This is a genomic window from Streptococcus oralis (genome assembly GCF_023110435.1).
GTDB lineage: Bacteria > Bacillota > Bacilli > Lactobacillales > Streptococcaceae > Streptococcus > Streptococcus oralis_CF.
Map to the genome: position 1 here is coordinate 13,717 of NZ_JALDWB010000009.1, position 23,901 is coordinate 37,617.

Here is a 23,901-nt window from a genome sequence, read left to right on the forward strand (position 1 = left end):
CTATCAAGGAGGTTATCATTATGCCTAATTATATTAAAGCGGATCAGTTTTTCTACCCACACGGGGTTCGTCGTGGCGGTTACTTGGAACTTGTGGATGGCAAGTTTGGAAAACATGTAGAACAGATTCCTGAAGGAGCTGAGGTGATTGACTATACAGGCTACAGCATTGCTCCAGGACTTGTGGATACCCACATTCATGGATTTGGTGGTGTCGATGTCATGGATAATAACATCGAAGGAACCCTTCATACCATGAGTGAAGGGCTCCTCAGCATGGGAGTAACGAGTTTCTTGCCAACAACTTTGACCTCATCTTATGAGCAATTGCTTGCGGTAACAGAAAATATCGGTGCTCGTTATCAGGAAGCAAGTGGAGCTAAGATTCGGGGAATCTATTTCGAAGGTCCATATTTCACAGAGAAATACAAGGGAGCTCAAAACCCTGCCTACATGAAAGATCCTCGTATGGATGAGTTTCGTGCTTGGCAAAAAGCAGCTAATGGCCTGCTTAATAAAATTGCCCTTGCGCCAGAGCGTGAAGGTGTAGAAGACTTTGTTCGTACAGTTACGGGTGAAGGAGTGACCGTTGCTCTTGGGCACTCAAATGCGACTTTTGATGAAGCTAAAAAGGCAGTAGATGCTGGAGCGAGCGTTTGGGTACATGCCTACAATGGGATGCGTGGTTTGACTCACCGTGAGCTCGGTATGGTGGGAGCCATGTATCAATTGCCACATACCTATGCAGAGTTGATCTGTGACGGTCATCACGTGGATCCAAAAGCCTGCGAAATCCTTATCAAACAAAAAGGAACAGAAAATATTGCTCTCATCACAGACTGTATGACAGCTGGTGGCTTGGAAGACGGCGACTACATGCTGGGAGAATTCCCGGTAGTGGTTGCCAATGGAACTGCTCGTCTCAAATCTACAGGTAACTTGGCAGGTTCTATCCTTAAACTCAAAGATGGTTTGAAGAATGTGGTTGAATGGGGAATTGCGAATCCGCATGAAGCGGTCATGATGGCGAGCCTCAATCCAGCAAAATCCGTTCACATCGATGATGTCTGTGGTCAAATCCGTGAAGGCTATGACGCTGATTTTATCGTACTAGATAAAGATTTGGAATTGGTAGCAACCTACCTAGATGGTGTGAAACGTTATCAAGCATAATAAAAAGCAGAGGCTGTGATGACTCAGCCTTTGCTTTTCTATTCATAGGTATCTTCAGAAAGCTAGAGGATTGTTCTATAATGAAGCAAAATCCTTTCATTGTTCTAGAAAATTCGTTATAATATACGGTACAAAGGAAGTAGTAAGAATGTATCGTGTTATAGAAATGTATGGGGATTTTGAACCGTGGTGGTTCATAGAAGGTTGGGAAGAAGATGTCATCATGAGTCAATCTTTTGACAAGTATTATGATGCTCTAAAATATTATAAATCATGCTGGTTTGAGCTGGAAAAGAAGAATCCTCTTTATAAGAGTCGGAGTGATTTGATGACTATTTTTTGGGATCCTGCTGATAAACGCTGGTGTGATGAGTGTGATGAGTATTTGCAGCAGTACCATTCTTTGGCACTTTTACAGGATGAGCAAGTCATCCCCGATGAAAAGCTACGTCCAGGCTACGAAAAACAAACAGGTCAAGAAAAACACCGTTCTTGCCGTATGAAATGGAGATAAAAAGTAACTTTTTAAGTTGCTTTTTTATTTTTTTTGCGAATAGTTAGATAAGGAGGGCGGTATGGTACAAGAAATTGCACAGAAAATTATTGCTACTGCGAAAGAAAAGAAGGCTCAGGATATCTATTTTATCCCCAAGGAAAAGTCCTACGAGCTTCACATGCGGGTTGGAGACGAACGGTGTCTAGTTGACTCCTATGAGTTTGATGTTTTAGCTGCTGTGATTAGCCACTTCAAGTTTGTGGCTGGGATGAATGTAGGAGAAAAGCGTCGCAGTCAGCTGGGTTCTTGTGATTATCAGTATGACGAAAAGGTTTCTTCACTGCGTTTGTCCACCGTGGGAGATTATCGGGGACATGAGAGTTTGGTCATTCGTTTGTTGCACGACGAGGAGCAGGAGCTGCATTTCTGGTTTCAGGATATGAACGAATTGGGTGAGCAGTACAGGCAAAGGGGCCTCTATCTATTTGCAGGTCCAGTCGGAAGTGGCAAGACGACGCTGATGCACGAATTGGCAAAATCCCTTTTTAAGGGACAACAAGTCATGTCCATTGAAGATCCTGTCGAGATCAAGCAGGAAGACATGCTCCAATTGCAGTTGAATGAGGCAATTGGCTTGAGCTATGAAAATCTGATCAAACTGTCTCTCCGGCATCGTCCTGACCTCTTGATTATCGGTGAAATTCGAGATAGCGAGACGGCGCGTGCAGTAGTTAGAGCCAGTTTGACAGGGGCGACAGTTTTTTCAACCATTCATGCCAAGAGTATCCGAGGTGTTTATGAACGCCTTCTGGAGTTGGGTGTGACGGAGGAGGAACTAGCAGTTGTCCTGCAAGGCGTCTGCTACCAGAGATTAATCGGGGGAGGAGGAATCGTTGACTTTGCAAACAAAGACTATCAAGAACATCAGCCAACTAGCTGGAATGCGCAGATTGACCAGCTTCTTAAAGATGGACATATCACATGTCTTCAGGCTGAAACGGAAAAAATTAGCTACAGCTAAGCAGAAGAAAATCATCACCTTGTTTAACAACCTCTTCTCCAGTGGCTTTCATTTGGTGGAAATCATTTCTTTCTTGGGGAGAAGTGCCTTGCTGGAAAAGGACTATGTGATCCAGATGCACCAAGGCTTGTCTCAGGGAAAATCCTTCTCGGAAATGATGGACAGTTTGGGTTTTTCAAGTGCCATTGTGACCCAATTATCCCTAGCTGAGGTGCACGGAAATCTCCATCTGAGTTTAGAAAAGATAGAAGAATATCTAGATAATCTCGCCAAGATCAAGAAAAAGTTAATCGAAGTGGCGACTTATCCCCTGATTTTGCTGGGATTTCTTCTGCTAATCATGCTGGGATTGAGAAACTATCTACTCCCCCAACTGGACAGTAGCAATATCGCCACCCAAATCATCGGCAATCTGCCACAAATTTTTCTGGGACTTGTGTTGGTTTGCTCTCTGTCTCTACTTTTAGCTCTCGCTTTCTACAAAAGAAGTTCCAAGATGCGGGTCTTCTCGATGTTAGCACGGATTCCCTTTCTAGGAATCTTTGTCCAGACCTATCTGACAGCTTATTACGCGCGTGAATGGGGCAATATGATTTCACAGGGAATGGAGCTGACGCAGATTTTTCAAATCATGCAGGAACAAGGTTCCCAGCTTTTTAAAGAAATCGGTCAAGATCTAGCTCAAGCCCTGCAAAATGGCCGCGAATTTTCTCAAACCATAGCGACCTATCCTTTCTTTAAAAAGGAGTTGAGTCTCATCATCGAGTATGGAGAAGTCAAGTCCAAGCTGGGGAGTGAGTTGGAAATCTATGCAGAAAAGACTTGGGAAGTCTTTTTTACCCGAGTCAACCGCACCATGAACTTAGTACAGCCACTGGTCTTTATCTTTGTGGCCCTGATTATCGTTTTACTTTATGCGGCAATGCTCATGCCCATGTATCAAAATATGGAGGTAAATTTTTAAAATGAAAAAACTTATGACAAATTTGAAAAAAGCCAAGGCGAAAGCCTTTACTCTGGTAGAGATGTTGGTGGTCCTTTTAATTATCAGCGTACTTCTCTTGCTCTTTGTACCAAATTTAACCAAGCAAAAGGATGCGGTTAATGATAAAGGAAAAGCTGCCGTTGTCAAGGTGGTGGAAAGCCAGGCAGAACTCTATAGTCTGGACAAGAATGAAGATGCTAGCCTAAGTAAATTACAGGCGGACGGTCGTATCACAGCTGAGCAAGCCAAAGCTTATAAAGACTACCATGCCAAACAAAAAACGAGTCAAACTGTTGCAGATTAAGGCCTTTACTATGCTGGAAAGTCTCTTGGTTTTGGGACTTGTGAGTATCCTTGCCTTGGGCTTGTCTGGTTCTGTCCAGTCCACTTTTGCGGCGGTAGAGGAGCAGATTTTCTTTATGGAGTTTGAAGAACTCTATCGGGAAACTCAAAAACGCAGTCTAGCCAGTCAGCAAAAGACCAATCTAAACTTAGATGGGCAGACGATTAGTAATGGCAGTCAAACATTGACCGTTCCTAAAGGGATTCAAGCACCATCAGGACAGACGATTCACTTTGACCGAGCTGGGGGCAATTCGTCCCTGGCTAAGGTTGAATTTCAGACCAGTAAAGGAGCGATTCGCTATCAATTATATCTAGGAAATGGGAAAATTAAACGCATTAAGGAAACTAAAAATTAGGGCAGTGATTTTACTGGAAGCGGTAGTAGCGCTAGCCATATTTGCCAGTATTGCAACCCTCCTCTTGGGACAAATTCAGAAAAATAGACAAGAAGAGGCAGAAATATTGCAAAAGGAGGAAGTCTTACGTGTGGCTAAGATGGCTCTGCAAACAGGTCAAAATCAGGTAAACATAAACGGAGTGGAGATTCAGGTGTTTGCTAGTGAAAAGGGATTGGAGGTCTACCATGGTTCAGAGAAGTTGCTCGACCTTAAAGAGCAGTAAGGTTAAGGCGTTCACTCTTCTAGAATCTCTGATTGCCCTTATCGTCATCAGTGGAAGCTTGCTCCTCTTTCAAGCCATGAGCCAGCTCCTTATTTCAGAAGTTCGTTACCAGCAGCAGAGCGAGCAAAAGGAGTGGCTCTTGTTTGTGGATCAGCTGGAGGCGGAGTTAGAGCGTTCGCAGTTTGAAAAGGTGGAGGGCAATCGCCTCTATGTGAAGCAAGATGGCAAGGATATCGCTATGGGTAAGTCCAAATCGGATGATTTTCGGAAAACTGATAGCAGTGGACGAGGTTACCAGCCAATGGTTTATGGCCTCAAATCAGCTCAAATTACAGAGGAAAATCAATTGGTTCTCTTTCGCTTCCAATTTCAAAAAGGCTTAGAAAGGGAATTCATCTATCGTGTGGAAAAATCAAAAAGTTAAGGCAGGTGTTCTCTTATATGCAGTTACTATGGCAGCCATCTTTAGTCTATTGCTACAGTTTTATTTGAATCGACAAGTTGCCCATCACAAAGACTTTGCCTTAAATAAAGAAAAGTTGGTCGCTTTTGCTATGGCCAAGCGAAGTAAAGATAAGGTTGAGCAAGAAAGTGGTGAACGAGTCTTTAACTTAGGAAAAGTCACGTATCACAATACGAAAACAGGTTTTGCAACAAGTATTCGTATGAATAAGGGCAACTATGAATTTCTCTTTCCTTCGATGAAACCCAAGGAAAAGAAAACGGATAAAAAGCAACAGGTAGCGACTGATTCAAGTCAAGAACCAAATCAGACAAAAACAGAAAATAAGGCAGATAAGAAAGCCAATTCCTAGGCAATTCAACTTCTTTGTGTTAAACTAAAAGCATGAAACACGATTTTAATCACAAAGCAGAAACCTTTGATTCGCCCAAAAATATCTTTCTTGCAAACTTGGTTTGTCAGGCAGTTGAAAAACAGATTGCTCTTCTATCAGACAAGGAAATATTGGACTTTGGTGGTGGGACGGGTCTATTAGCCTTGCCCCTGGCCAAGCAGGCCAAGTCTGTTACCCTTGTGGATATCTCGGAGAAAATGCTGGAGCAAGCCCGTTTGAAAGCAGAGCAACAAGACATCAAGAATATCCAGTTTTTGGAACAGGATTTACTGGTGAATCCTTTGGAGCAACAATTTGACCTGATTGTTGTCAGTCGGGTTCTTCATCATATATCTGATCTAGATGCGACTCTTGCCATGTTCCACCATCACCTTAGGGAGAATGGACAGGTCCTCATTGCTGATTTTGTCAAGACAGATACCAACCACCACGGCTTTGAATTGGCTGCACTGGAAAACAAGCTAGCCCAGTTTGGTTTTTCGAGCATTGACAGTCAGATCCTTTACAGTGCTGAAGGTCTTTTCCTAGGAAATTACGCAGAGCTCTTTTTAACTGTAGCCCAAAAATCACTTGCTGACTAAAGCAGTGATTTTTTCTCTTCAGATGGAAAAAAGGAGGGAAATTTGATAAGATAGGAATATGGATTTTGAAAAAATTGAACAAGCTTATACGTATTTACTAGAGAATATCCAAGTCATCCAAAGTGATTTGGCGACCAACTTTTATGACGCCTTGGTAGAGCAAAACAGCATTTATCTGGATGGCGAGACCGAGCTAGAGCAGGTCAAGGAGAACAATCAAGCCCTTAAGCGCTTAGCGCTTCGCAAGGAAGAGTGGCTCAAGACCTACCAGTTTCTCTTGATGAAGGCAGGACAAACGGAGCCTTTACAGGCCAATCACCAGTTTACGCCAGATGCCATTGCCCTCCTCTTGGTACTTGTTGTGGAAGAGTTGTTTGAACAAGAGGAAATTAGCATCCTCGAAATAGGTTCTGGAATGGGAATTCTGGGTGCTACTTTCTTGATATCTCTTGCTAAAAAAGTAGATTACTTGGGAGTCGAAGTGGATGATTTGCTGATTGATTTGGCGGCTAGCATGGCAGATGTGATTGGTTTGCAGGCTGGTTTTGTTCAGGGTGATGCCGTTCGTCCGCAAATGCTCAAAGAAAGCGATGTGGTCATCAGTGACTTGCCTGTTGGCTATTACCCAGACAATGCCATCGCTTCACGCTATCAAGTGGCTTCTAGCCAAGAACATACCTATGCCCATCATTTGCTGATGGAGCAAGGCCTCAAGTACCTCAAGTCAGATGGCTATGCTATTTTTCTAGCTCCGAGCGACTTGTTGACCAGTCCTCAAAGTGATTTGTTAAAAGGTTGGCTCAAAGACGAAGTGAGTCTGGCTGCTATCATCGCTTTGCCAGAGGATATTTTCTCAACTGCAAGCCAAGCTAAAAGTATTTTTGTCTTACAGAAGAAAAGAGACAAGGGAATAGAACCATTTGTCTATCCTTTGACCAGTCTGCAAGATCCAGCTGCATTAATGAAATTCAAAGAAAATTTTCAAAAATGGAGCAAAGGTACTGAAATATAAGGTAAATTTTGTTATAATAGTTGAAAACGCTTAAAAGAGGTATCATGTTATGACAAAAACAATTGCAATCAATGCAGGAAGCTCGAGTTTGAAATGGCAACTTTACCAAATGCCAGAAGAAATAGTATTAGCGAAAGGCTTGATTGAACGTATTGGCTTGAAGGACTCTATCTCAACTGTAAAATTCGACGGCCGTTCTGAACAACAAATTCTTGATATTGAAGATCACACACAAGCTGTTAAAATTTTATTAGATGATCTGATTCGTTTTGACATCATCAAAGGTTATGATGAAATAACTGGTGTTGGGCACCGTGTTGTGGCTGGTGGTGAATATTTCAAAGAGTCAACCTTGGTAGAGGGTGATGTTTTGGAAAAGGTTGAAGAGTTGGGACTTTTAGCTCCTCTTCACAACCCAGCCAACGCAGCAGGAATTCGCGCATTTAAGGAATTGCTTCCAGATATTACCAGCGTTGTTGTTTTTGATACATCATTCCATACAACAATGCCAGAGAAAGCCTATCGTTACCCTCTTCCAAACAAATACTATACTGAAAATAAAGTTCGTAAGTATGGAGCCCACGGGACAAGTCATCAGTTTGTAGCAGGAGAAGCAGCTAAAATTTTAGGTCGCCCCCTAGAAGAGTTGAAATTGATTACCTGCCATATTGGTAATGGTGCTTCTATTACAGCTGTCAAAGGCGGTCAGTCTGTTGATACATCCATGGGATTCACTCCACTTGGTGGTATTATGATGGGGACTCGTACAGGTGATATTGATCCGGCAATTATTCCCTATTTAATGCAACATACAGATGACTTTAATACACCAGAGGATATCAGTCGAATTCTCAATCGTGAGTCAGGACTTTTGGGTGTTTCTGAGAGATCAAGCGATATGCGTGATATTCACGAAGCTATGCGTACAGGTGACGAGAAAGCGCAGCTGGCAAATGAGATTTTTGTGGATCGTATCCAAAAATACATTGGTCAGTATTTGGCAGTTTTGAACGGTGCAGATGCCATTATCTTTACAGCTGGAATTGGAGAAAATTCTGTAACGATTCGTCAGATGGTTATTGAAGGCATTTCTTGGTTTGGCTGTGATGTGGATCCTGAAAAGAATGTCTTTGGCGCTACAGGAGATATTTCAACTGATGCGGCTAAAGTTCGTGTCTTGGTTATCCCAACTGATGAAGAATTGGTCATCGCTCGTGACGTTGAACGCTTGAAAAAGTAAGATGAACTGAATAAAATTACAAGGTAAGATACAATAAAAAGGAGTTGGGAGATAAATTTTCCCAACTTTTTGTTGTTAAAACAGTCTAAAACCTTGTCATTATTGGCTTTTTTGAAATTTATGGTATAATAGAAGTAATTTAATAGATGGAGTTGAGTTTTGAAGAAAAGCTTTCGTGTAAAAAGAGAGAAAGATTTTAAGGCTATTTTCACGGATGGAACAAGTTTTGCTAATCGTAAATTTGTTGTCTACCAATTGGAAAATCAGAAAAGTCATTTTCGAGTAGGGCTGTCCGTCAGTAAGAAATTAGGGAATGCAGTCACTAGAAATCAAATTAAAAGACGGATTCGACACATTTTGCTAAGTGTAAGGGAGCAGTTAGCTGATAACGTTGATTTTGTCGTGATTGCTCGAAAAGGGGTTGAAGGCTTGGATTATGCAGAAATGGAGAAAAATCTACTCCACGTATTAAAGTTATCAAAGATTTACCGGGAAGGAATTAGGAGTGAAAAAGAAACTACAGTTGATTAGTTTGCTGGGCTTGTCCTTATTTGTCATGACAGCCTGTGGGACGAGCGATGTTGCAGCAGATTCTACAGATATATGGAGTAAATTTGTCTATTTTTTTGCTGAAATCATCCGCTTTTTGTCCTTTGACATTAGTATCGGAGTGGGGATTATCCTCTTTACGATCCTGATTCGTACGATTCTATTGCCAGTCTTTCAGACTCAGATGGTGGCCTCTAGAAAAATGCAAGAGGCTCAACCACGCATCAAGGCTCTGCAAGAACAATATCCAGGTCGTGATATGGAAAGTAGAACCAAGCTGGATCAGGAGATGCGGAAGGTCTATAAAGAATTAGGGGTCAAACACTCTTCTTCTCTCTGGCCGATTTTGATTCAAATGCCGGTTCTCTTGGCTCTCTTCCAAGCCTTGACTCGAGTAGACTTTTTGAAAACAGGGCATTTTTTGTGGGTGAACCTTGGGGGAGTAGACACAAGCTTTATCCTTCCGATTTTGGCGGCAGTCTTTACCTTCTTAAGTAGTTGGTTATCGAATAAGGCTTTACCTGAAAGAAGTGGAGCTATGACAGGGATGATGTACGGGATGCCTGTACTGATCTTTATCTTTGCCATCTCTTCACCTAGTGGCGTAGCCTTGTACTGGGCAGTATCCAATGCTTATCAAGTTTTGCAAACCTACTTCTTAAATAATCCTTTTAAGATTATTGCAGCGCGTGAGGCGGAAGTACAAGCTAAAAAAGATTTGGAAAATAGAAAAAGAAAAGCCAAGAAAAAGGCTCAGAAAACGAAATAATAAGGAGGAATCTGATAATGGTATTATTTACAGGTTCAACTGTTGAAGAAGCAATCCAGAAAGGATTGAAAGAGTTAGGTATTCCGAGAATGAAGACTCACATCAAGGTCGTGTCCAAAGAGAAGAAAGGTTTTTTAGGCTTATTTGGGAAAAAACCAGCTCAAGTTGATATTGAGGCGATTAGTGAGACGACTGTGATTAAGGCCAATCAACAAGCTGTAAAAGGTGTTCCGAAAGAAATCAATGAACAAAACGAACCTGTTAAGACAGTAACAGAGGCGACAGTTGATCTTGGTCATGTTGTTGAGGCGATTAAAAAAATAGAAGAGGAAGGTCAGGGTGTTTCTGATGAAATCAAGGCTGAAATCTTGAAAAATGAGAAACATGCTAGCACGATCTTAGAAGAAACAGGTCACATCGCGATTTTAAATGAATTGCAGACAGGAGATGCTGGAGTGGAAGACCCAGCAGAGTGTGAAGGATTTGTATCTATGTCAGAATCGGTAGAAAGCCAGTCTTTGGAAGATCTGGGTTTGAAGGTGGAGCCGAGTTATGACATCGAACAAGTAGCAGCTGAAGTGGCTAACTATGTTCAAACCATTGTGGACGATATGGATGTTGAAGGTACAATTTCAAGCGACTACAATCGTCGCACGATTAATCTTCAAATCGATACCAATGAGCCTGGTCGCATTATTGGCTATCACGGCAAAGTATTGAAAGCACTTCAGCTTTTGGCGCAAAACTACCTCTACAATCGCTATTCAAGAACTTTCTACATCACGATCAATGTCAATGACTATGTGGAGCACCGTGCAGAAGTCTTGCAAACCTACGCTCAAAAATTGGCGACTCGTGTTCTAGAAGAAGGTCGAAGTCAACAAACAGATCCAATGTCAAATAGCGAACGCAAGATTATCCATCGCATTATTTCACGCATGGATGGCGTGACGAGTTACTCTGAGGGCGATGAGCCAAATCGCTATGTTGTTGTAGATACAGAATAAACAAAATCAGGCTTGACCTGATTTTTTGTTAGAAAAAAGGAGAAGAGACAGATGATGGAAACCATCAAAAACTACCTATCTTACGTGGGAATCCAGTACCGTAATCCAGATAAGGCTGGAGATGAGCGAGAGAAGATGCTGGAATTGCGCCACAAAGGCCAGGAGGCTCGTAAGGCTTTTACAAATCTAGCCAAGACCTTCCAAGAAAAGCATCCAGAATGGCGACTTCAACAGACCAGTCAGTGGATGAATCAAGCGCAGCGTTTGCGACCCCATTTCTGGGCCTATCTACAGAGAGAGGGGGAGGTAACAGAACCCATGTTGGCGCTCCGTTTGTATGGGGAACCCTCAAATTTTGGGATTTCCTTAGAAGTTAGTTTCATCGAGCGAAAGAAAGATGAGCAGACGCTGAGCAAACAAGCCAAGATTTTAGATATTCCACCAGTAGAAGGTGTTTATTACTTAGTCTACTCAAATGGAGAAAGTCATAAGATGGAGACTACTGAGGAGAATCGTCGTACTTTACGCGAGAAGGTGCAATGTCAGGAAATCCGTAAAGTTTTGGTAAAGTCGGATGTTTCTTTTATTGAAAATCAAACATTAGAAGCGATTTTAGAAAAGTTAGAAGATGCTTATGAGCGCCTACTTCCTTACTATGAGGTGACGAGGGGATAGGCAAATCAAATGTGTCAGATGAACGCAAATTGTTTGATTGCTATTCTATGCATTTTTTCATATAATAGTAAAATAGGATGTGTGGTCTATTGATCACCTCAAAGAGAAAGGAAATTCTATGTCAAATCTATCTGTTAATGCAATTCGTTTTCTAGGTATTGACGCCATCAACAAAGCAAACTCAGGTCACCCAGGGGTGGTTATGGGGGCTGCTCCAATGGCCTATAGCCTCTTTACAAAGCAACTTCGTATCAATCCAGCTCAACCAAACTGGATCAACCGCGACCGCTTTATTCTTTCAGCAGGTCATGGCTCTATGCTTCTTTATGCCCTTCTTCACCTTTCTGGTTTTGAAGATGTTAGCATGGATGAGGTCAAGAACTTCCGTCAATGGGGTTCCAAAACGCCAGGTCACCCAGAATTTGGGCATACAGCAGGGGTTGACGCTACAACTGGTCCTCTAGGACAAGGGATTTCTACTGCCACAGGTTTTGCCCAAGCAGAACGTTTCCTAGCAGCAAAATACAATCGCGAAGGCTACAATATCTTTGACCACTATACTTACGTTATCTGTGGAGATGGTGACTTGATGGAAGGTGTCTCAAGCGAGGCGGCTTCATACGCAGGATTGCAAAAACTAGATAAGTTGGTTGTCCTTTATGATTCAAATGACATCAACTTGGATGGTGAAACAAAGGATTCCTTTACAGAAAGTGTTCGTGACCGTTACAACGCCTACGGTTGGCATACAGCCTTGGTTGAAGATGGAACAGACTTGGAAGCAATCCATGCCGCTATCGAAGCAGCCAAAGCTTCAGGAAAACCATCTTTGATTGAAGTGAAGACTGTGATTGGATACGGTTCTCCAAACAAACAAGGAACTAATGCGGTACACGGTGCCCCTCTTGGAGCAGATGAAACTGCAGCAACTCGCCAAACCCTCGGTTGGGATTATGAACCATTTGAAATCCCAGAGCAAGTTTATGCTGATTTCAAAGAAAATGTTGCAGATCGTGGCGCATCAGCTTATCAAGCTTGGACAAAACTAGTTGCTGATTATAAAGAAGCTTATCCCGAACTTGCAGCAGAAGTCGAAGCTATCATAGACGGACGCGACCCAGTTGAGGTAACTCCAGAAGACTTCCCAGCTCTAGAAAACGGCTTCTCTCAAGCAACTCGTAATTCAAGCCAAGATGCCTTGAATGTTGTGGCGGCTAAGTTGCCAACCTTCCTAGGCGGTTCAGCTGACCTAGCTCACTCAAACATGACTTACATCAAAACGGATGGACTTCAAGACGATGCCAATCGCTTGAATCGCAACATTCAGTTTGGCGTTCGTGAATTTGCAATGGGAACGATCTTGAACGGGATGGCTCTTCACGGTGGACTTCGTGTTTATGGAGGTACTTTCTTTGTCTTCTCTGACTATGTGAAAGCAGCGGTCCGTTTGTCAGCCTTACAAGGACTTCCTGTGACTTATGTCTTCACTCATGACTCTATTGCGGTTGGTGAAGATGGGCCAACTCACGAACCAGTTGAACACCTAGCAGGTCTTCGTGCTATGCCAAATCTCAATGTTTTCCGCCCAGCAGATGCGCGTGAAACTCAAGCGGCTTGGTACCTTGCAGTGACAAGTGAGAAAACACCAACTGCCCTTGTTTTGACACGTCAAAACTTGACTGTCGAAGAAGGAACAGACTTTGATAAGGTTGCAAAAGGTGCCTATGTTGTCTATGAAAGCGCAGCAGACTTTGATACCATCTTGATCGCAACAGGTTCAGAAGTTAACCTAGCAGTAGCAGCAGCTAAAGAATTAGCTAGTCAAGGCGCAAAAGTCCGCGTAGTCAGCATGCCATCTACAGATGTCTTTGACGCACAAGACGCAGCATACAAGGAAGAAATCCTTCCAAATGCAGTCCGCCGTCGTGTTGCAGTCGAAATGGGCGCAACTCAAAACTGGTACAAATATGTCGGTTTAGATGGTGCAGTTCTTGGTATTGATTCCTTTGGAGCATCTGCCCCAGCACCAAAAGTATTGGCAGAGTATGGATTTACTGTGGAAAATCTAGTCAAAGTCGTTCAAAACTTGAAATAATCGCAGAAATCAGAGTGAAAACTCTGATTTTTTTATTGCCATAAAACAAGGCACAACCTTGTAAAAGTAGTTGAAATTTGATATAGTAGTTCTATGTAAAATACAAAGGAGAAAACAATGGATCCAAATATTACTTTCTTAATCATGCTTGTAGGGATGATGGCCTTGATGTTCTTTATGCAACGTTCTCAAAAGAAACAAGCACAAAAGCGTATGGAAAGCTTGAACAAGCTTCAAAAAGGCTATGAAGTCATTACAATCGGCGGACTTTACGGAACAGTTGATGAAGTAGATACTGAGAAGAAAACAATCGTACTGGATGTAGATGGCGTTTATTTGACTTTCGAATTGACTGCAATCAAGACAGTGTTGCCACTCAAAGAGGCTGTGACACCAGAAGGAGCAGTTATCGACGAAAGCGGAGCAATTGAAGAATAAAACGGGATCTATCACTCCCGTTTTTCTATGAGATGAGAGGAAAAGGGATGAAAAAAATAGTATTTGTTTGCCTAGGAAATATTTGCCGCAGCCCCATGGCAGAGTTTGTGATGAAATCCATGACGAGTGATTACCAAGTTGAGAGTCGAGCAACATCATCATGGGAACATGGCAATCCGATTCATAAGGGAACGCAAGGGATTTTCCAGCGGTATCAGATTCCTTATGACAAAGACAAAACATCGCTTCAGATTGGCAGAGAAGACTTTGAGTCGTTTGATTACATTATCGGTATGGATGCCTCAAACGTTTCAGATCTGCGTCAAATGTGTCCTCAGGAACTACAGCACAAAATCTACTCTTTTGCATCTGAAAGTGTTCCAGATCCTTGGTATACAGGAGATTTTGAGGAAACCTATGCGCGTATCACAAATGGATGCCAAAGCTGGCTAGATCGTTTAGAAAATGAGAGTGACAATGGAAAAGCTTAAAGAAATCTTCGAAAAATATCGAGTTTATCTAACTCGCCCACGTATAGAGATTGCAACAGTCCTTCTAATCGCTATCTGTGCCATCTCGGTTTTTCTACTAAACACACCTAAACAGGGTGTTCTGACACTTGATGGTGGTGCGCTTGTTTATGATGGTACCTTGGTACGAGGGAAAATGAATGGTCAAGGAACCATGACCTTTGAAAATGGGGACCAATACACAGGTGAGTTCAACAATGGGGCCTTCAATGGTAAAGGAACCTTCCAGTCCAAATCTGGCTGGAAATATGAAGGTGATTTTGTAAATGGCCAGGCTGAAGGTCAAGGGAAGTTGACTACAGAGCAAGAAGTTGTCTATGAAGGCAGCTTTAAACAAGGTGTCTTTCAACAAAAATAATAGCCTCCTAATCAGGGGGCTATTGTCAAAAACGAAAAAAAAACGCTTTCTAGAAGTGGAGTCGATGTCTGATTATCAACGAGAAAAAACTTTGTGAAATAAAAAATTTTTTATCACAATTTCACAATCATCCAAGCAAAACTCTATTGCGTAGCCATATTGAGAAAAAAATCACAATCTCATAAAATTTCTTTGTGAAATGCTTATGAAACGGTTTACAAAGTCTTGAAAAAGAGTTATAATAAACTTGTGAAAAAATTAACAAAGGATTAAATCCTTGAAGTCTATGGAGGACAATATGGCTGATAAAAAAACGTTAACACCTGAGGAAAAACAACTCGCTGCTGAAAAGCATGTCGACGGGTTAGTGAAAAAAGCCTTGGTTGCGCTTGATGAAATGCGCAAGTTGAACCAAGAACAAGTTGACTATATCGTGGCAAAAGCTTCGGTTGCAGCTCTTGATGCACATGGTATCCTTGCACAACATGCGGTTGAAGAAACTGGTCGTGGAGTATTTGAAGATAAGGCAACAAAAAACCTTTTTGCCTGTGAACACGTTGTCAATAACATGCGTGGTGTTAAAACTGTCGGTGTTATTGAAGATGACCCTGTTACTGGCTTGACTAAAATTGCAGAGCCTGTCGGAGTAGTCTGTGGTGTCACTCCAACAACAAACCCAACATCAACAGCTATTTTCAAATCATTGATTGCTTTGAAAACACGTAATCCAATCGTTTTCGCCTTCCACCCATCAGCTCAAGAATCTTCTGCTCACGCAGCACAAATCGTTCGTGATGCAGCTATCGCGGCTGGAGCACCTGAAAACTGTGTTCAATGGATTACAGAACCATCTATGGAAGCAACTGGAGCGCTTATGAACCACGAAGGTGTTGCGACTATCCTTGCAACTGGTGGTAATGCCATGGTTAAGGCTGCTTACTCATGTGGGAAACCAGCTCTTGGGGTAGGTGCTGGAAACGTTCCTGCTTATGTAGAAAAATCTGCCGACCTCCGTCAAGCTGCTCACGACATCGTTATGTCTAAATCATTTGATAATGGTATGGTCTGTGCATCAGAACAAGCTGTTATCATTGATAAAGAAGTGTATGACGAATTTGTAGAAGAATTCAAATCATACCACACTTACTTTGTAAACAAAAAAGAAAAAGCCCTTCTTGAAGAATTCTGTTTCGGTGTGAAAGCTAACAGCAAAAACTGTGCAGGTGCTAAACTAAATGCAAACATCGTTGGTAAACCAGCGGCATGGATTGCAGAACAAGCAGGATTCAGCGTTCCAGAAGGAACAAACATCTTGGCTGCAGAATGTGCAGAAGTAGGACCAAAAGAACCATTGACTCGTGAAAAATTGTCACCAGTCATCGCTGTCCTAAAAGCTGAAGATACAGAAGACGGTCTTAAAAAAGCTCGCCAAATGGTTGAGTTTAACGGACTTGGTCACTCAGCGGCTATCCACACAAAAGACGAAGCTCTTGCTAAACGCTTTGGTACAGAAATCAAAGCTATGCGTATTATCTGGAACTCTCCATCTACTTTCGGTGGTATCGGTGACGTATACAATGCCTTCATTCCATCATTGACACTTGGATGTGGTTCATATGGACACAACTCAGTCGGTGATAACGTGAGTGCGATCAACCTTCTAAACATCAAGAAAGTAGGGAAACGTAGAAATAATATGCAATGGTTTAAAGTTCCTTCAAAAATTTACTTCGAACGCAATTCTATCCAATACCTTCAAACATGTGAAGATATTGAACGCGTTATGATTGTTACTGACAAATCGATCGAAAAACTTGGCTTTGTTCAACGTGTTATCGACCAATTGAACGCACGTAACAACCGTGTGACTATCCAAGTCTTCTCAGATGTTGAACCAGATCCAGATATCACAACTGTAGAACGTGGTGCTGAAGTGATGAAAGCATTTGAACCAGATACAATCATCGCTCTTGGTGGTGGTTCTCCAATGGATGCAGCGAAAGTAATGTGGCTCTTCTACGAACAACCAGAAATCGACTTCCGTGACTTGGTTCAAAAATTCATGGATATCCGTAAACGTGCCTTCCGCTTCCCATCACTTGGTAAGAAAGCGAAGTACATCGGTATCCCAACCACTTCTGGTACAGGTTCAGAAGTAACACCATTTGCCGTTATCTCTGATAAGAAAAACAACCGTAAATACCCATTGGCTGACTACTCATTGACACCAACTATTGCCATTGTTGACCCTGCTTTGGTTGAATCAGTTCCAGACTTTATCGCTGCTGATACAGGTATGGACGTCTTGACACACGCTACTGAAGCCTACACTTCAAACTTCGCTAACGACTACACAGACGGTATTGCGCTTCAAACAATTAAACTTGTCTTTGAATGGTTGGAAAAATCTGTTAAGACAGCTGACCCAGAAGCTCGCGAAAAAATGCACAATGCATCTACAATGGCTGGTATGGCCTTTGCCAATGCCTTCCTTGGTATGAGCCACTCAATGGCCCACAAGATCGGTGCGGTTCACCATACTGTTCACGGACGTACAAACGCAATCTTGCTTCCATACGTTATCCGTTACAATGGTACTCGTCCATCTAAGACGACTACATGGCCTAAATACAACTACTGGAAAGCTGATGAGAAATTCCAAGACATCGCGAAAATGCTTGGTTTGCCTCATTCAACTCCAGAAGAAGCAGTTGAAGCATACGCTAAAGCTGTTTACGAACTTGGTGTTGCAGTAGGTATCAAGATGAACTTCAAGGATCAAGGAATTGATGAAAAAGCTTGGAAAGACAGCTTGCATGAAATTGCCTTACTTGCTTATGAAGATCAATGTTCACCTGCTAACCCTCGCTTGCCAATGGTAGCCGACATGGAAGAAATCATGGCAGATGCTTACTATGGCTATGCAGAACGTCCAGGACGTCGTAAATAATCGTTTATCAGCCTAGAGGCAGGAGTTATCCTGCCTCTTTTCATAGTCCTATTTCTGAAGTTAGAGTTGAACTATGAGAAGAGAAGATTATGCGGATAGGATAGAAGATCCTAGAAATAAAAGCTTAGGTGAATGAAGGGGATCGAAAAGTAGAAAAGCAAGAGAGAAAAACAACGCCCGTACTTGCAATTCTACTTAAATAGTTATATAATAATAGTGTTGAAAGGTGATTTGTAGTGATTCAAGTTACTCTTTTCACAATAAAATTTTCAGGATTTTCATAAGGAGGAAATCACTAATGGTAGTTAAAGTTGGTATTAACGGTTTCGGACGTATCGGTCGTCTTGCTTTCCGCCGTATCCAAAACGTAGAAGGTGTTGAAGTTACTCGCATCAACGACCTTACAGATCCAGTGATGCTTGCACACTTGTTGAAATACGATACAACTCAAGGTCGTTTCGACGGTACTGTAGAAGTTAAAGAAGGCGGATTTGAAGTTAACGGTAAATTCGTTAAAGTTTCTGCTGAACGTGATCCAGAACAAATCGACTGGGCTAACGACGGTGTAGAAATCGTTCTTGAAGCAACTGGTTTCTTTGCTACTAAAGCAGCTGCTGAAAAACACTTGCACGCTGGTGGTGCTAAGAAAGTTGTTATCACTGCTCCTGGTGGATCGGATGTTAAAACAGTTGTATTTAACACTAACCATGACATTCTTGATGGTACTGAAACAGTTATCTCAGGTGCTTCATGTACTACAAACTGTTTGGCTCCAATGGCTAAAGCTCTTCATGACAACTTCGGTATCGTTGAAGGTTTGATGACTACTATCCACGGTTACACTGGTGACCAAATGGTTCTTGATGGACCACACCGTAAAGGTGACCTTCGCCGTGCTCGTGCTGCTGCAGCTAACATCGTTCCTAACTCAACTGGTGCTGCTAAAGCAATCGGTTTGGTTATCCCTGAATTGAACGGTAAATTGGACGGAGCTGCTCAACGTGTTCCTGTTCCAACAGGTTCTGTAACTGAATTGGTAGCAGTTCTTGATAAGAACGTTACTGTTGATGAAGTAAACGCAGCTATGAAAGCAGCTTCTAACGAATCATACGGTTACACTGAAGATCCAATCGTATCTTCTGATATCGTAGGTATGTCATTCGGTTCATTGTTTGACGCAACTCAAACTAAAGTTCTTGACGTTGACGGTAAACAATTGGTTAAAGTTGTTTCATGGTATGACAACGAAATGTCTTACACTTCACAACTTGTTCGTACTCTTGAATACTTTGCAAAAATCGCTAAATAATTCTTGAGTCGATAAAAAAGCAAGGCTTTTTGGCCTTGCTTTTTTATATATAAGAATAGATGATAATGTCATCCATTCTTTTTTAATTCTTTTTCAAAAGTATCCGAGAAGGCAGTGAAACTCAATTTTTCTAAGGTGAGTGGGTGGGTAAAGGAAAGGCGAAAAGCGTGAAGCATGAGTCTGTTTGCATTGGACGTCGTGTTATAGAGAGGGTCGCCTATGATAGAATGTTTATGATGAGAAAGGTGAACACGGATTTGATGGGTTCGACCGGTCTTTAGTTTGCAACGAACCAGAGAAGTCTTGTTTGGGAATTGTTTTAATCGACTGATATGAGTTTCAGCATGTTGACCATTTTTAGGATCCACTACCCGTTTTCTGCGATCGTGTCGATCACGACCAATTTTATCTCGGAAGATAAGTTCTTTATTCCCTACTTGCCCCTCTACGAGTGCCCAGTACTCACGAGCGATTTCCTTTTTCTCCAACAAACGATTGAGAATAGGAAGGATAAAAGGATTTTTGGCAAAAAGCACTAAACCGCTTGTTTCCATATCCAGACGATGAACAACATAGCAAGTTTGACTAACGTAGGCAGAGACATGGTTGAGTAGGGCAATTTCATCTGGTTGATTACCGTGTGTTTTCATGCCTTCGGGTTTGTTGACGATAATGAGATGTTGGTCTTGGTAAATCTCCTGGACAAGGTCTGGGTTGCCCAAAAGGATTTCCTTTGTGGGATAATCTTCCTCGTCGAAAGTCAACTGGCAAATGTCACCTGGTTTGACCATCTCGTTCCAGTGAACTTCTTCGTGGTTAATTAAGATATTCTTCTTTGTTCTCAAAAAATGACGGATTTTTCTAGGGATAAGGAGTTGTTCCTCTAGAAATTGTTTGACTGTCATTTGAGGTAAGGATTCGGGTAATGTAAATGTGAATTGCATACAGATATTGTAACAAAAAAGGCTCTATTTGGATAGGGAATAGCTAAATTCTTGAGTTCCTATGGTGAAGATGATAAAATAAACGCATGAAATTAGATAAATTATTTGAGAAGTTCCTTTCTCTTTTTAAAAAAGAAACAAGTGAATCAACTGAGTCGGATTCGACTAGCATGCGTCGTTCACGGAGCGATAGAAAAAAATTAGGCCATGTGGGTCCGATTCGAAAATTCTGGCGTCGCTATCATTTAACAAAGATTGTCATTATACTAGGTTTGAGTGTTGGTTTGCTAGTAGGAACCTACCTATTTGCAATAGCCAAGTCTACCAATGTCAATGACTTGCAAAATGCCTTGAAAACGCGAACTCTGATTTTTGACCGCGAAGAAAAAGAGGCTGGCGCCCTATCCGGTCAAAAGGGGACCTATGTTGAGTTGACAGCTATCAGTAAAGACTTGCAGAATGCCGTCGTCGCGACAGAGGACCGTTCCTTCTATAAAAATGATGGGATTAATTACGGTCGTTTCTTCCTAGCTATTGTCACAGCAGGTCGTTCTGGAGGTGGTTCTACCATCACCCAACAGTTGGCGAAAAATGCCTATCTGTCTCAGGATCAAACCGTTGAACGGAAGGCTAAGGAGTTTTTCCTAGCTCTAGAATTGACAAAGAAATACAGTAAGGAGCAAATCCTTACTATGTACCTCAATAACGCCTACTTTGGGAATGGCGTCTGGGGTGTAGAGGATGCGAGTAAGAAATATTTCGGTGTATCGGCTGCGGAATTAACCCTTGATCAAGCGGCAACTCTAGCTGGGATGCTCAAGGGACCAGAGTTGTATAATCCTTTGAATTCCATTGAAGATTCAACTAACCGCAGGGATACTGTATTACAAAATATGGTTGCGGCAGGCTATATTGATAAAAATCAAGAAACTGAAGCAGCTGGAGTAGATATGGCTTCTCAATTGCAAGATAAGTATGAAGGTAAGATTTCTGATTATCGTTACCCATCCTATTTTGATGCAGTTGTCAACGAAGCGGTCTCTAAGTACAATCTAACAGAAGAAGAGATTGTCAACAACGGTTATCGAATCTATACGCAACTTGATCAGAACTACCAAGCCAACATGCAGGTTATTTACGAAAACACTGCGCTATTTCCAACGGCAGAAGACGGAACGCATGCTGAATCAGGTAGTGTTGCTCTAGAGCCTAAAACGGGTGGAGTACGTGGAGTTGTCGGTCGCGTAGCTGGTGATGACAAAACAGGATTCCGTAATTTTAACTATGCTACTCAGTCTAAACGTAGTCCAGGCTCGACGATTAAGCCTTTGGTCGTTTATACTCCAGCTGTGGAAGCTGGCTGGGCTCTGAACAAGCAACTGGACAACCACACCATGCAGTATGACAGTTATCGAGTAGACAACTATGCTGGTATTAAGACTTCTCCTGAAGTACCTATGTATCAAGCCTTGGCAGAATCACTCAACCTCCCAGCGGTTGCGACTGTAAACGATTTGGGGATCAATAAGGCTTTTGAAGCTGGGACGAGATTTGGTCTGAATATGGAGAAAGTTGATCGTGTTCTTGGAGTTGCCCTAGGTGGAGGAGTAGAGACGAATCCTCTCCAAATGGCACAAGCCTATGCAGCCTTTGCTAATGAAGGACTGATGCCTGAAGCGCATTTCATCACTCGTATCGAAAATGCCAGTGGTCAGGTCATTAAGAGTCATAAAAATTCCCAAAAACGAGTGATTGATAAGTCTGTAGCTGATAAAATGACCAGCATGATGCTAGGAACATTTACCAATGGTACAGGAATTAGTTCGTCGCCAACAGATTATGTCATGGCTGGTAAAACAGGTACGACTGAAGCTGTTTTCAACCCGGAATATACCAGTGACCAGTGGGTGATTGGTTATACTCCAGATGTGGTAATTAGCCACTGGCTCGGTTTTCCGACGACGGATGAGAATCATTATCTAGCAGGTTCGACCTCTAATGGCGCTGCCCATGTCTTTAGAAGCATGGCCAACACCATCTTGCCTTACACTCCAGGTAGTACCTTTACGGTAGAGAATGCCTATAAACAAAACGGTATTGAGCCAGAAAATACGAAAAAGCAGGTCGTTGAAAATGAGACGAACCAGTCCGAGGATCCGATAGGAGATATTCGTAGTCGAGCTCAAAATCTTGTAGATGAAGCGGGACGAGCGATTTCGGATGCAAAGATAAAGGAAAAAGCCCAGACAATATGGGACTCTATCGTCAATCTCTTTCGTTAAGAGGCTTGTCAAAGCCTAGGTTTCTTGTTATAATAGATAAGATGGAGGCGTTATGGCACTAAAAAAAGCAAGCCTAGCTTGTGCAGTTTGCGGTTCAAGAAATTACTCAATCAAAATTAGTGGGAACCCCAAGCCAACACGACTAGAAGTAAATAAATTTTGTAAACATTGTGGAAAATATACGACACATAGAGAAACGAGATAGGAGAGAACGATGGGTTTTATTAAGGATATTTTTAAACTTCTTAAAGAAACAACTTGGCCAACTCGCAAAGAAAGCTGGAGAGATTTTCGCTCTATTATGGAATACACAGCCTTCTTTGTGGTCATCATTTATATTTTTGACCAGTTGATTGTTTCAGGTTTGATTCGATTTATTAACATTTTTTAGAAGAAAAGCGGAGAACTTCTGCTAGCTTTCTTCTATTATGAAAGGAAATATCATGGATAGTTTTGACAAGGGATGGTTTGTTCTGCAAACTTATTCTGGCTATGAAAATAAGGTAAAAGAAAATCTATTGCAGCGTGCGCAAACGTATAACATGTTGGATAATATTCTACGCGTTGAAATTCCAACACAAACCGTGCAAGTTGAGAAAAATGGAAAGAAAAAAGAAATTGAAGAGAATCGCTTTCCGGGTTATGTCCTTGTAGAAATGGTCATGACAGATGAAGCATGGTTCGTTGTTCGAAACACACCTAACGTAACAGGATTCGTCGGGTCACACGGGAACAGATCAAAACCAACTCCACTATTGGAACAAGAAATCCGTGATATTCTGGTTTCTATGGGACAAACTGTTCAAGAGTTCGACATTGACGTTGAAGTTGGCCAGACTGTCCGTATCATTGATGGTGCTTTTGCAGACTACACAGGTAAAATTACTGAAATTGATAACAACAAAGTGAAGATGATGATTTCTATGTTTGGTAATGATACGATTGCAGAAGTGAATCTCAACCAAATTGCAGAATTATAACCCCGGAGAGGCGCTGCCTCTCTTTTTGTATGCCGTTGAGGAAGGAATAAGTATAGAATAGAGGAAAGAGACTCATAGGCTCTCGCATTCTGCTAGACTAAAGGCAGAAAGGAGAGACCTATGAATCTGAAAGAATTATACGAAGAAAGCAAGGGGATTGTTCATAAGTGTCGAAAAGATTATCACCTGCATCTGTGGGAGAAAGAGGACTGGGACCAGGAGGGTATGATGTGCCTGTATGAACTGGTCAGTCACCATCCAGAGTTACTAGAGGGTGAACGTCACCGACTATATGTTTGCTTTAAAACCAAATTCCGCAATCGCATCCTAGACTACATCCGTAAACAGGAGAGTCACAAGCGACGATTCGATAAAGAACCCTATGAGGAGGTGAGCGAAATCAGCCATCGCCTAGGAGAAAAAGGGCTGAGACTGGATGATTATTATCTCTTTCACGAACTTCTAAGGAATTACAGAGTAAGTCAGAGTAAAGAAAAACAAGAACAACTTGATCGTCTCATGGGAGGAGAATGTTTCAAAGGACGCAAGGCACTCCTAGGCGAATTAAGAGTGGTATTGAGTGATTTTAGATAAAATGAAAATAGCCCAAAAAAGTTCTTGACAAAGGGGAAAAAGTAGGTATAATAGAAAGAGTTGAAAAACTCAAGGTCCGTTGGTCAAGGGG

Annotated in this window: 28 protein-coding genes; 27 read left to right on the forward strand and 1 reads right to left on the reverse strand. The window is 42.0% G+C overall.

Going from position 1 to position 23,901, the window contains the following annotated elements:
* Positions 1 to 20: 20 nt before the first annotated feature.
* From nagA to gap, 22 genes are all read left to right on the forward strand, one after another.
* On the forward strand, positions 21 to 1,172 hold the full coding sequence (gene nagA, locus M1F97_RS08880; RefSeq protein ID WP_247944855.1) for an N-acetylglucosamine-6-phosphate deacetylase: 1,152 nt from the start codon (positions 21 to 23) through the stop codon (positions 1,170 to 1,172).
* Positions 1,173 to 1,320: 148 nt separating this feature from the next.
* Positions 1,321 to 1,686, forward strand: a complete 366-nt coding sequence (locus M1F97_RS08885) for a DUF1033 family protein (RefSeq protein WP_000286396.1) — start codon at positions 1,321 to 1,323, stop codon at positions 1,684 to 1,686.
* A gap of 61 nt (positions 1,687 to 1,747) precedes the next feature.
* Complete coding sequence (comGA, locus tag M1F97_RS08890) at positions 1,748 to 2,689, forward strand: competence type IV pilus ATPase ComGA (protein WP_247944856.1); 942 nt, start codon at positions 1,748 to 1,750, stop codon at positions 2,687 to 2,689.
* Positions 2,637 to 3,653: a competence type IV pilus assembly protein ComGB gene (gene comGB / locus M1F97_RS08895; protein WP_247944873.1), complete on the forward strand. Its 1,017-nt coding sequence runs from the start codon at positions 2,637 to 2,639 to the stop codon at positions 3,651 to 3,653. The genes comGA and comGB overlap by 53 nt, the downstream gene beginning before the upstream one ends.
* 1 nt (position 3,654) lies before the next feature.
* Positions 3,655 to 3,978 (forward strand): competence type IV pilus major pilin ComGC, encoded by a 324-nt coding sequence (gene comGC / locus M1F97_RS08900; protein WP_247944857.1) that lies wholly within the window; start codon positions 3,655 to 3,657, stop codon positions 3,976 to 3,978.
* Positions 3,941 to 4,375 (forward strand): competence type IV pilus minor pilin ComGD, encoded by a 435-nt coding sequence (gene comGD / locus M1F97_RS08905; protein WP_247944858.1) that lies wholly within the window; start codon positions 3,941 to 3,943, stop codon positions 4,373 to 4,375. Before comGC ends, comGD begins: the two co-directional genes overlap by 38 nt.
* Positions 4,338 to 4,640 carry a competence type IV pilus minor pilin ComGE gene (gene comGE, locus M1F97_RS08910; protein WP_247944859.1) on the forward strand — a complete coding sequence of 101 codons (303 nt, stop codon included), beginning with the start codon at positions 4,338 to 4,340 and terminating at the stop codon, positions 4,638 to 4,640. Before comGD ends, comGE begins: the two co-directional genes overlap by 38 nt.
* Entirely contained in the window at positions 4,603 to 5,064 is a 462-nt protein-coding gene (gene comGF, locus M1F97_RS08915; protein WP_247944860.1) for a competence type IV pilus minor pilin ComGF, read from the forward strand. The genes comGE and comGF overlap by 38 nt, the downstream gene beginning before the upstream one ends.
* A complete protein-coding gene (gene comGG / locus M1F97_RS08920) occupies positions 5,042 to 5,455 on the forward strand; it encodes a competence type IV pilus minor pilin ComGG (RefSeq protein ID WP_247944861.1) in 414 nt (137 codons plus the stop codon). The genes comGF and comGG overlap by 23 nt, the downstream gene beginning before the upstream one ends.
* Before the next feature lie 32 nt (positions 5,456 to 5,487).
* A complete protein-coding gene (locus tag M1F97_RS08925; RefSeq protein ID WP_247944862.1) occupies positions 5,488 to 6,078 on the forward strand; it encodes a class I SAM-dependent methyltransferase in 591 nt (196 codons plus the stop codon).
* Positions 6,079 to 6,136: 58 nt separating this feature from the next.
* The gene (locus M1F97_RS08930) at positions 6,137 to 7,090 is read left to right on the forward strand and encodes a class I SAM-dependent methyltransferase (RefSeq protein ID WP_247944863.1); all 954 of its coding nucleotides are present in this window, start codon (positions 6,137 to 6,139) and stop codon (positions 7,088 to 7,090) included.
* Between the two features lie 49 nt (positions 7,091 to 7,139).
* Positions 7,140 to 8,330 carry an acetate kinase gene (locus tag M1F97_RS08935; RefSeq protein ID WP_247944864.1) on the forward strand — a complete coding sequence of 397 codons (1,191 nt, stop codon included), beginning with the start codon at positions 7,140 to 7,142 and terminating at the stop codon, positions 8,328 to 8,330.
* Between the two features lie 159 nt (positions 8,331 to 8,489).
* Complete coding sequence (gene rnpA / locus M1F97_RS08940) at positions 8,490 to 8,861, forward strand: ribonuclease P protein component (RefSeq protein WP_000748124.1); 372 nt, start codon at positions 8,490 to 8,492, stop codon at positions 8,859 to 8,861.
* Positions 8,836 to 9,648, forward strand: a complete 813-nt coding sequence (locus M1F97_RS08945) for a YidC/Oxa1 family membrane protein insertase (RefSeq protein ID WP_000728094.1) — start codon at positions 8,836 to 8,838, stop codon at positions 9,646 to 9,648. The genes rnpA and M1F97_RS08945 overlap by 26 nt, the downstream gene beginning before the upstream one ends.
* Before the next feature lie 17 nt (positions 9,649 to 9,665).
* Positions 9,666 to 10,655 (forward strand): RNA-binding cell elongation regulator Jag/EloR, encoded by a 990-nt coding sequence (gene jag, locus M1F97_RS08950; RefSeq protein WP_247944865.1) that lies wholly within the window; start codon positions 9,666 to 9,668, stop codon positions 10,653 to 10,655.
* A 51-nt stretch (positions 10,656 to 10,706) separates the two neighbouring features.
* Positions 10,707 to 11,330 (forward strand): ribonuclease P, encoded by a 624-nt coding sequence (locus M1F97_RS08955; protein WP_247944866.1) that lies wholly within the window; start codon positions 10,707 to 10,709, stop codon positions 11,328 to 11,330.
* A gap of 118 nt (positions 11,331 to 11,448) precedes the next feature.
* Positions 11,449 to 13,425: a transketolase gene (gene tkt / locus M1F97_RS08960; protein ID WP_247944867.1), complete on the forward strand. Its 1,977-nt coding sequence runs from the start codon at positions 11,449 to 11,451 to the stop codon at positions 13,423 to 13,425.
* Between the two features lie 117 nt (positions 13,426 to 13,542).
* Entirely contained in the window at positions 13,543 to 13,863 is a 321-nt protein-coding gene (gene yajC / locus M1F97_RS08965; protein WP_084972885.1) for a preprotein translocase subunit YajC, read from the forward strand.
* 47 nt (positions 13,864 to 13,910) lie between these two features.
* Entirely contained in the window at positions 13,911 to 14,354 is a 444-nt protein-coding gene (locus tag M1F97_RS08970; protein ID WP_247944868.1) for a low molecular weight protein-tyrosine-phosphatase, read from the forward strand.
* Positions 14,341 to 14,751, forward strand: a complete 411-nt coding sequence (locus tag M1F97_RS08975) for an MORN repeat-containing protein (protein WP_247944869.1) — start codon at positions 14,341 to 14,343, stop codon at positions 14,749 to 14,751. The genes M1F97_RS08970 and M1F97_RS08975 overlap by 14 nt, the downstream gene beginning before the upstream one ends.
* Positions 14,752 to 15,049: 298 nt before the next feature.
* Positions 15,050 to 17,701 (forward strand): bifunctional acetaldehyde-CoA/alcohol dehydrogenase, encoded by a 2,652-nt coding sequence (gene adhE / locus M1F97_RS08980; RefSeq protein ID WP_247944870.1) that lies wholly within the window; start codon positions 15,050 to 15,052, stop codon positions 17,699 to 17,701.
* A 298-nt stretch (positions 17,702 to 17,999) separates the two neighbouring features.
* Positions 18,000 to 19,010, forward strand: coding sequence for a type I glyceraldehyde-3-phosphate dehydrogenase (gap, locus tag M1F97_RS08985; protein WP_000260673.1), 1,011 nt, complete (start codon positions 18,000 to 18,002; stop codon positions 19,008 to 19,010).
* A gap of 68 nt (positions 19,011 to 19,078) precedes the next feature.
* On the opposite strand, the gene M1F97_RS08990 is transcribed toward gap, so the two are convergent.
* Positions 19,079 to 19,954, reverse strand: a complete 876-nt coding sequence (locus tag M1F97_RS08990; RefSeq protein ID WP_348771727.1) for an RluA family pseudouridine synthase — start codon at positions 19,952 to 19,954, stop codon at positions 19,079 to 19,081.
* Between the two features lie 86 nt (positions 19,955 to 20,040).
* On the opposite strand from M1F97_RS08990, the gene pbp2a reads away from it, so the two are divergent.
* The 5 genes from pbp2a (at position 20,041) to M1F97_RS09015 (ending at position 23,810) form a co-directional block, all read left to right on the forward strand.
* Entirely contained in the window at positions 20,041 to 22,236 is a 2,196-nt protein-coding gene (pbp2a, locus tag M1F97_RS08995) for a penicillin-binding protein PBP2A (RefSeq protein ID WP_247944871.1), read from the forward strand.
* Between the two features lie 52 nt (positions 22,237 to 22,288).
* Complete coding sequence (gene rpmG / locus M1F97_RS09000) at positions 22,289 to 22,441, forward strand: 50S ribosomal protein L33 (RefSeq protein ID WP_001809375.1); 153 nt, start codon at positions 22,289 to 22,291, stop codon at positions 22,439 to 22,441.
* Between the two features lie 9 nt (positions 22,442 to 22,450).
* Positions 22,451 to 22,627 carry a preprotein translocase subunit SecE gene (gene secE, locus M1F97_RS09005; RefSeq protein WP_000505776.1) on the forward strand — a complete coding sequence of 59 codons (177 nt, stop codon included), beginning with the start codon at positions 22,451 to 22,453 and terminating at the stop codon, positions 22,625 to 22,627.
* A gap of 52 nt (positions 22,628 to 22,679) precedes the next feature.
* On the forward strand, positions 22,680 to 23,216 hold the full coding sequence (gene nusG / locus M1F97_RS09010; RefSeq protein ID WP_000376729.1) for a transcription termination/antitermination protein NusG: 537 nt from the start codon (positions 22,680 to 22,682) through the stop codon (positions 23,214 to 23,216).
* A 120-nt stretch (positions 23,217 to 23,336) separates the two neighbouring features.
* Entirely contained in the window at positions 23,337 to 23,810 is a 474-nt protein-coding gene (locus M1F97_RS09015; RefSeq protein WP_247944872.1) for a sigma-70 family RNA polymerase sigma factor, read from the forward strand.
* Positions 23,811 to 23,901 lie beyond the last annotated feature (91 nt).

Coding starts and splice junctions, on each gene's coding strand:
- tkt (WP_247944867.1), top strand. CDS start 11,449: ATGTCAAATCTATCTGTTAATGCAATTCGTTTTCTAGGTATTGACGCC.
- nusG (WP_000376729.1), top strand. CDS start 22,680: ATGGATAGTTTTGACAAGGGATGGTTTGTTCTGCAAACTTATTCTGGC.
- comGE (WP_247944859.1), top strand. CDS start 4,338: ATGGGAAAATTAAACGCATTAAGGAAACTAAAAATTAGGGCAGTGATT.
- M1F97_RS08925 (WP_247944862.1), top strand. CDS start 5,488: ATGAAACACGATTTTAATCACAAAGCAGAAACCTTTGATTCGCCCAAA.
- comGF (WP_247944860.1), top strand. CDS start 4,603: ATGGTTCAGAGAAGTTGCTCGACCTTAAAGAGCAGTAAGGTTAAGGCG.
- adhE (WP_247944870.1), top strand. CDS start 15,050: ATGGCTGATAAAAAAACGTTAACACCTGAGGAAAAACAACTCGCTGCT.
- M1F97_RS08935 (WP_247944864.1), top strand. CDS start 7,140: ATGACAAAAACAATTGCAATCAATGCAGGAAGCTCGAGTTTGAAATGG.
- comGD (WP_247944858.1), top strand. CDS start 3,941: ATGCCAAACAAAAAACGAGTCAAACTGTTGCAGATTAAGGCCTTTACT.
- nagA (WP_247944855.1), top strand. CDS start 21: ATGCCTAATTATATTAAAGCGGATCAGTTTTTCTACCCACACGGGGTT.
- M1F97_RS08975 (WP_247944869.1), top strand. CDS start 14,341: ATGGAAAAGCTTAAAGAAATCTTCGAAAAATATCGAGTTTATCTAACT.
- gap (WP_000260673.1), top strand. CDS start 18,000: ATGGTAGTTAAAGTTGGTATTAACGGTTTCGGACGTATCGGTCGTCTT.
- M1F97_RS08930 (WP_247944863.1), top strand. CDS start 6,137: ATGGATTTTGAAAAAATTGAACAAGCTTATACGTATTTACTAGAGAAT.
- M1F97_RS09015 (WP_247944872.1), top strand. CDS start 23,337: ATGAATCTGAAAGAATTATACGAAGAAAGCAAGGGGATTGTTCATAAG.
- M1F97_RS08955 (WP_247944866.1), top strand. CDS start 10,707: ATGATGGAAACCATCAAAAACTACCTATCTTACGTGGGAATCCAGTAC.
- comGC (WP_247944857.1), top strand. CDS start 3,655: ATGAAAAAACTTATGACAAATTTGAAAAAAGCCAAGGCGAAAGCCTTT.
- pbp2a (WP_247944871.1), top strand. CDS start 20,041: ATGAAATTAGATAAATTATTTGAGAAGTTCCTTTCTCTTTTTAAAAAA.
- comGA (WP_247944856.1), top strand. CDS start 1,748: ATGGTACAAGAAATTGCACAGAAAATTATTGCTACTGCGAAAGAAAAG.
- yajC (WP_084972885.1), top strand. CDS start 13,543: ATGGATCCAAATATTACTTTCTTAATCATGCTTGTAGGGATGATGGCC.
- M1F97_RS08990 (WP_348771727.1), bottom strand. CDS start 19,954: ATGCAATTCACATTTACATTACCCGAATCCTTACCTCAAATGACAGTC.
- secE (WP_000505776.1), top strand. CDS start 22,451: ATGGGTTTTATTAAGGATATTTTTAAACTTCTTAAAGAAACAACTTGG.
- comGB (WP_247944873.1), top strand. CDS start 2,637: ATGGACATATCACATGTCTTCAGGCTGAAACGGAAAAAATTAGCTACA.
- jag (WP_247944865.1), top strand. CDS start 9,666: ATGGTATTATTTACAGGTTCAACTGTTGAAGAAGCAATCCAGAAAGGA.
- rpmG (WP_001809375.1), top strand. CDS start 22,289: ATGGCACTAAAAAAAGCAAGCCTAGCTTGTGCAGTTTGCGGTTCAAGA.
- M1F97_RS08970 (WP_247944868.1), top strand. CDS start 13,911: ATGAAAAAAATAGTATTTGTTTGCCTAGGAAATATTTGCCGCAGCCCC.
- M1F97_RS08885 (WP_000286396.1), top strand. CDS start 1,321: ATGTATCGTGTTATAGAAATGTATGGGGATTTTGAACCGTGGTGGTTC.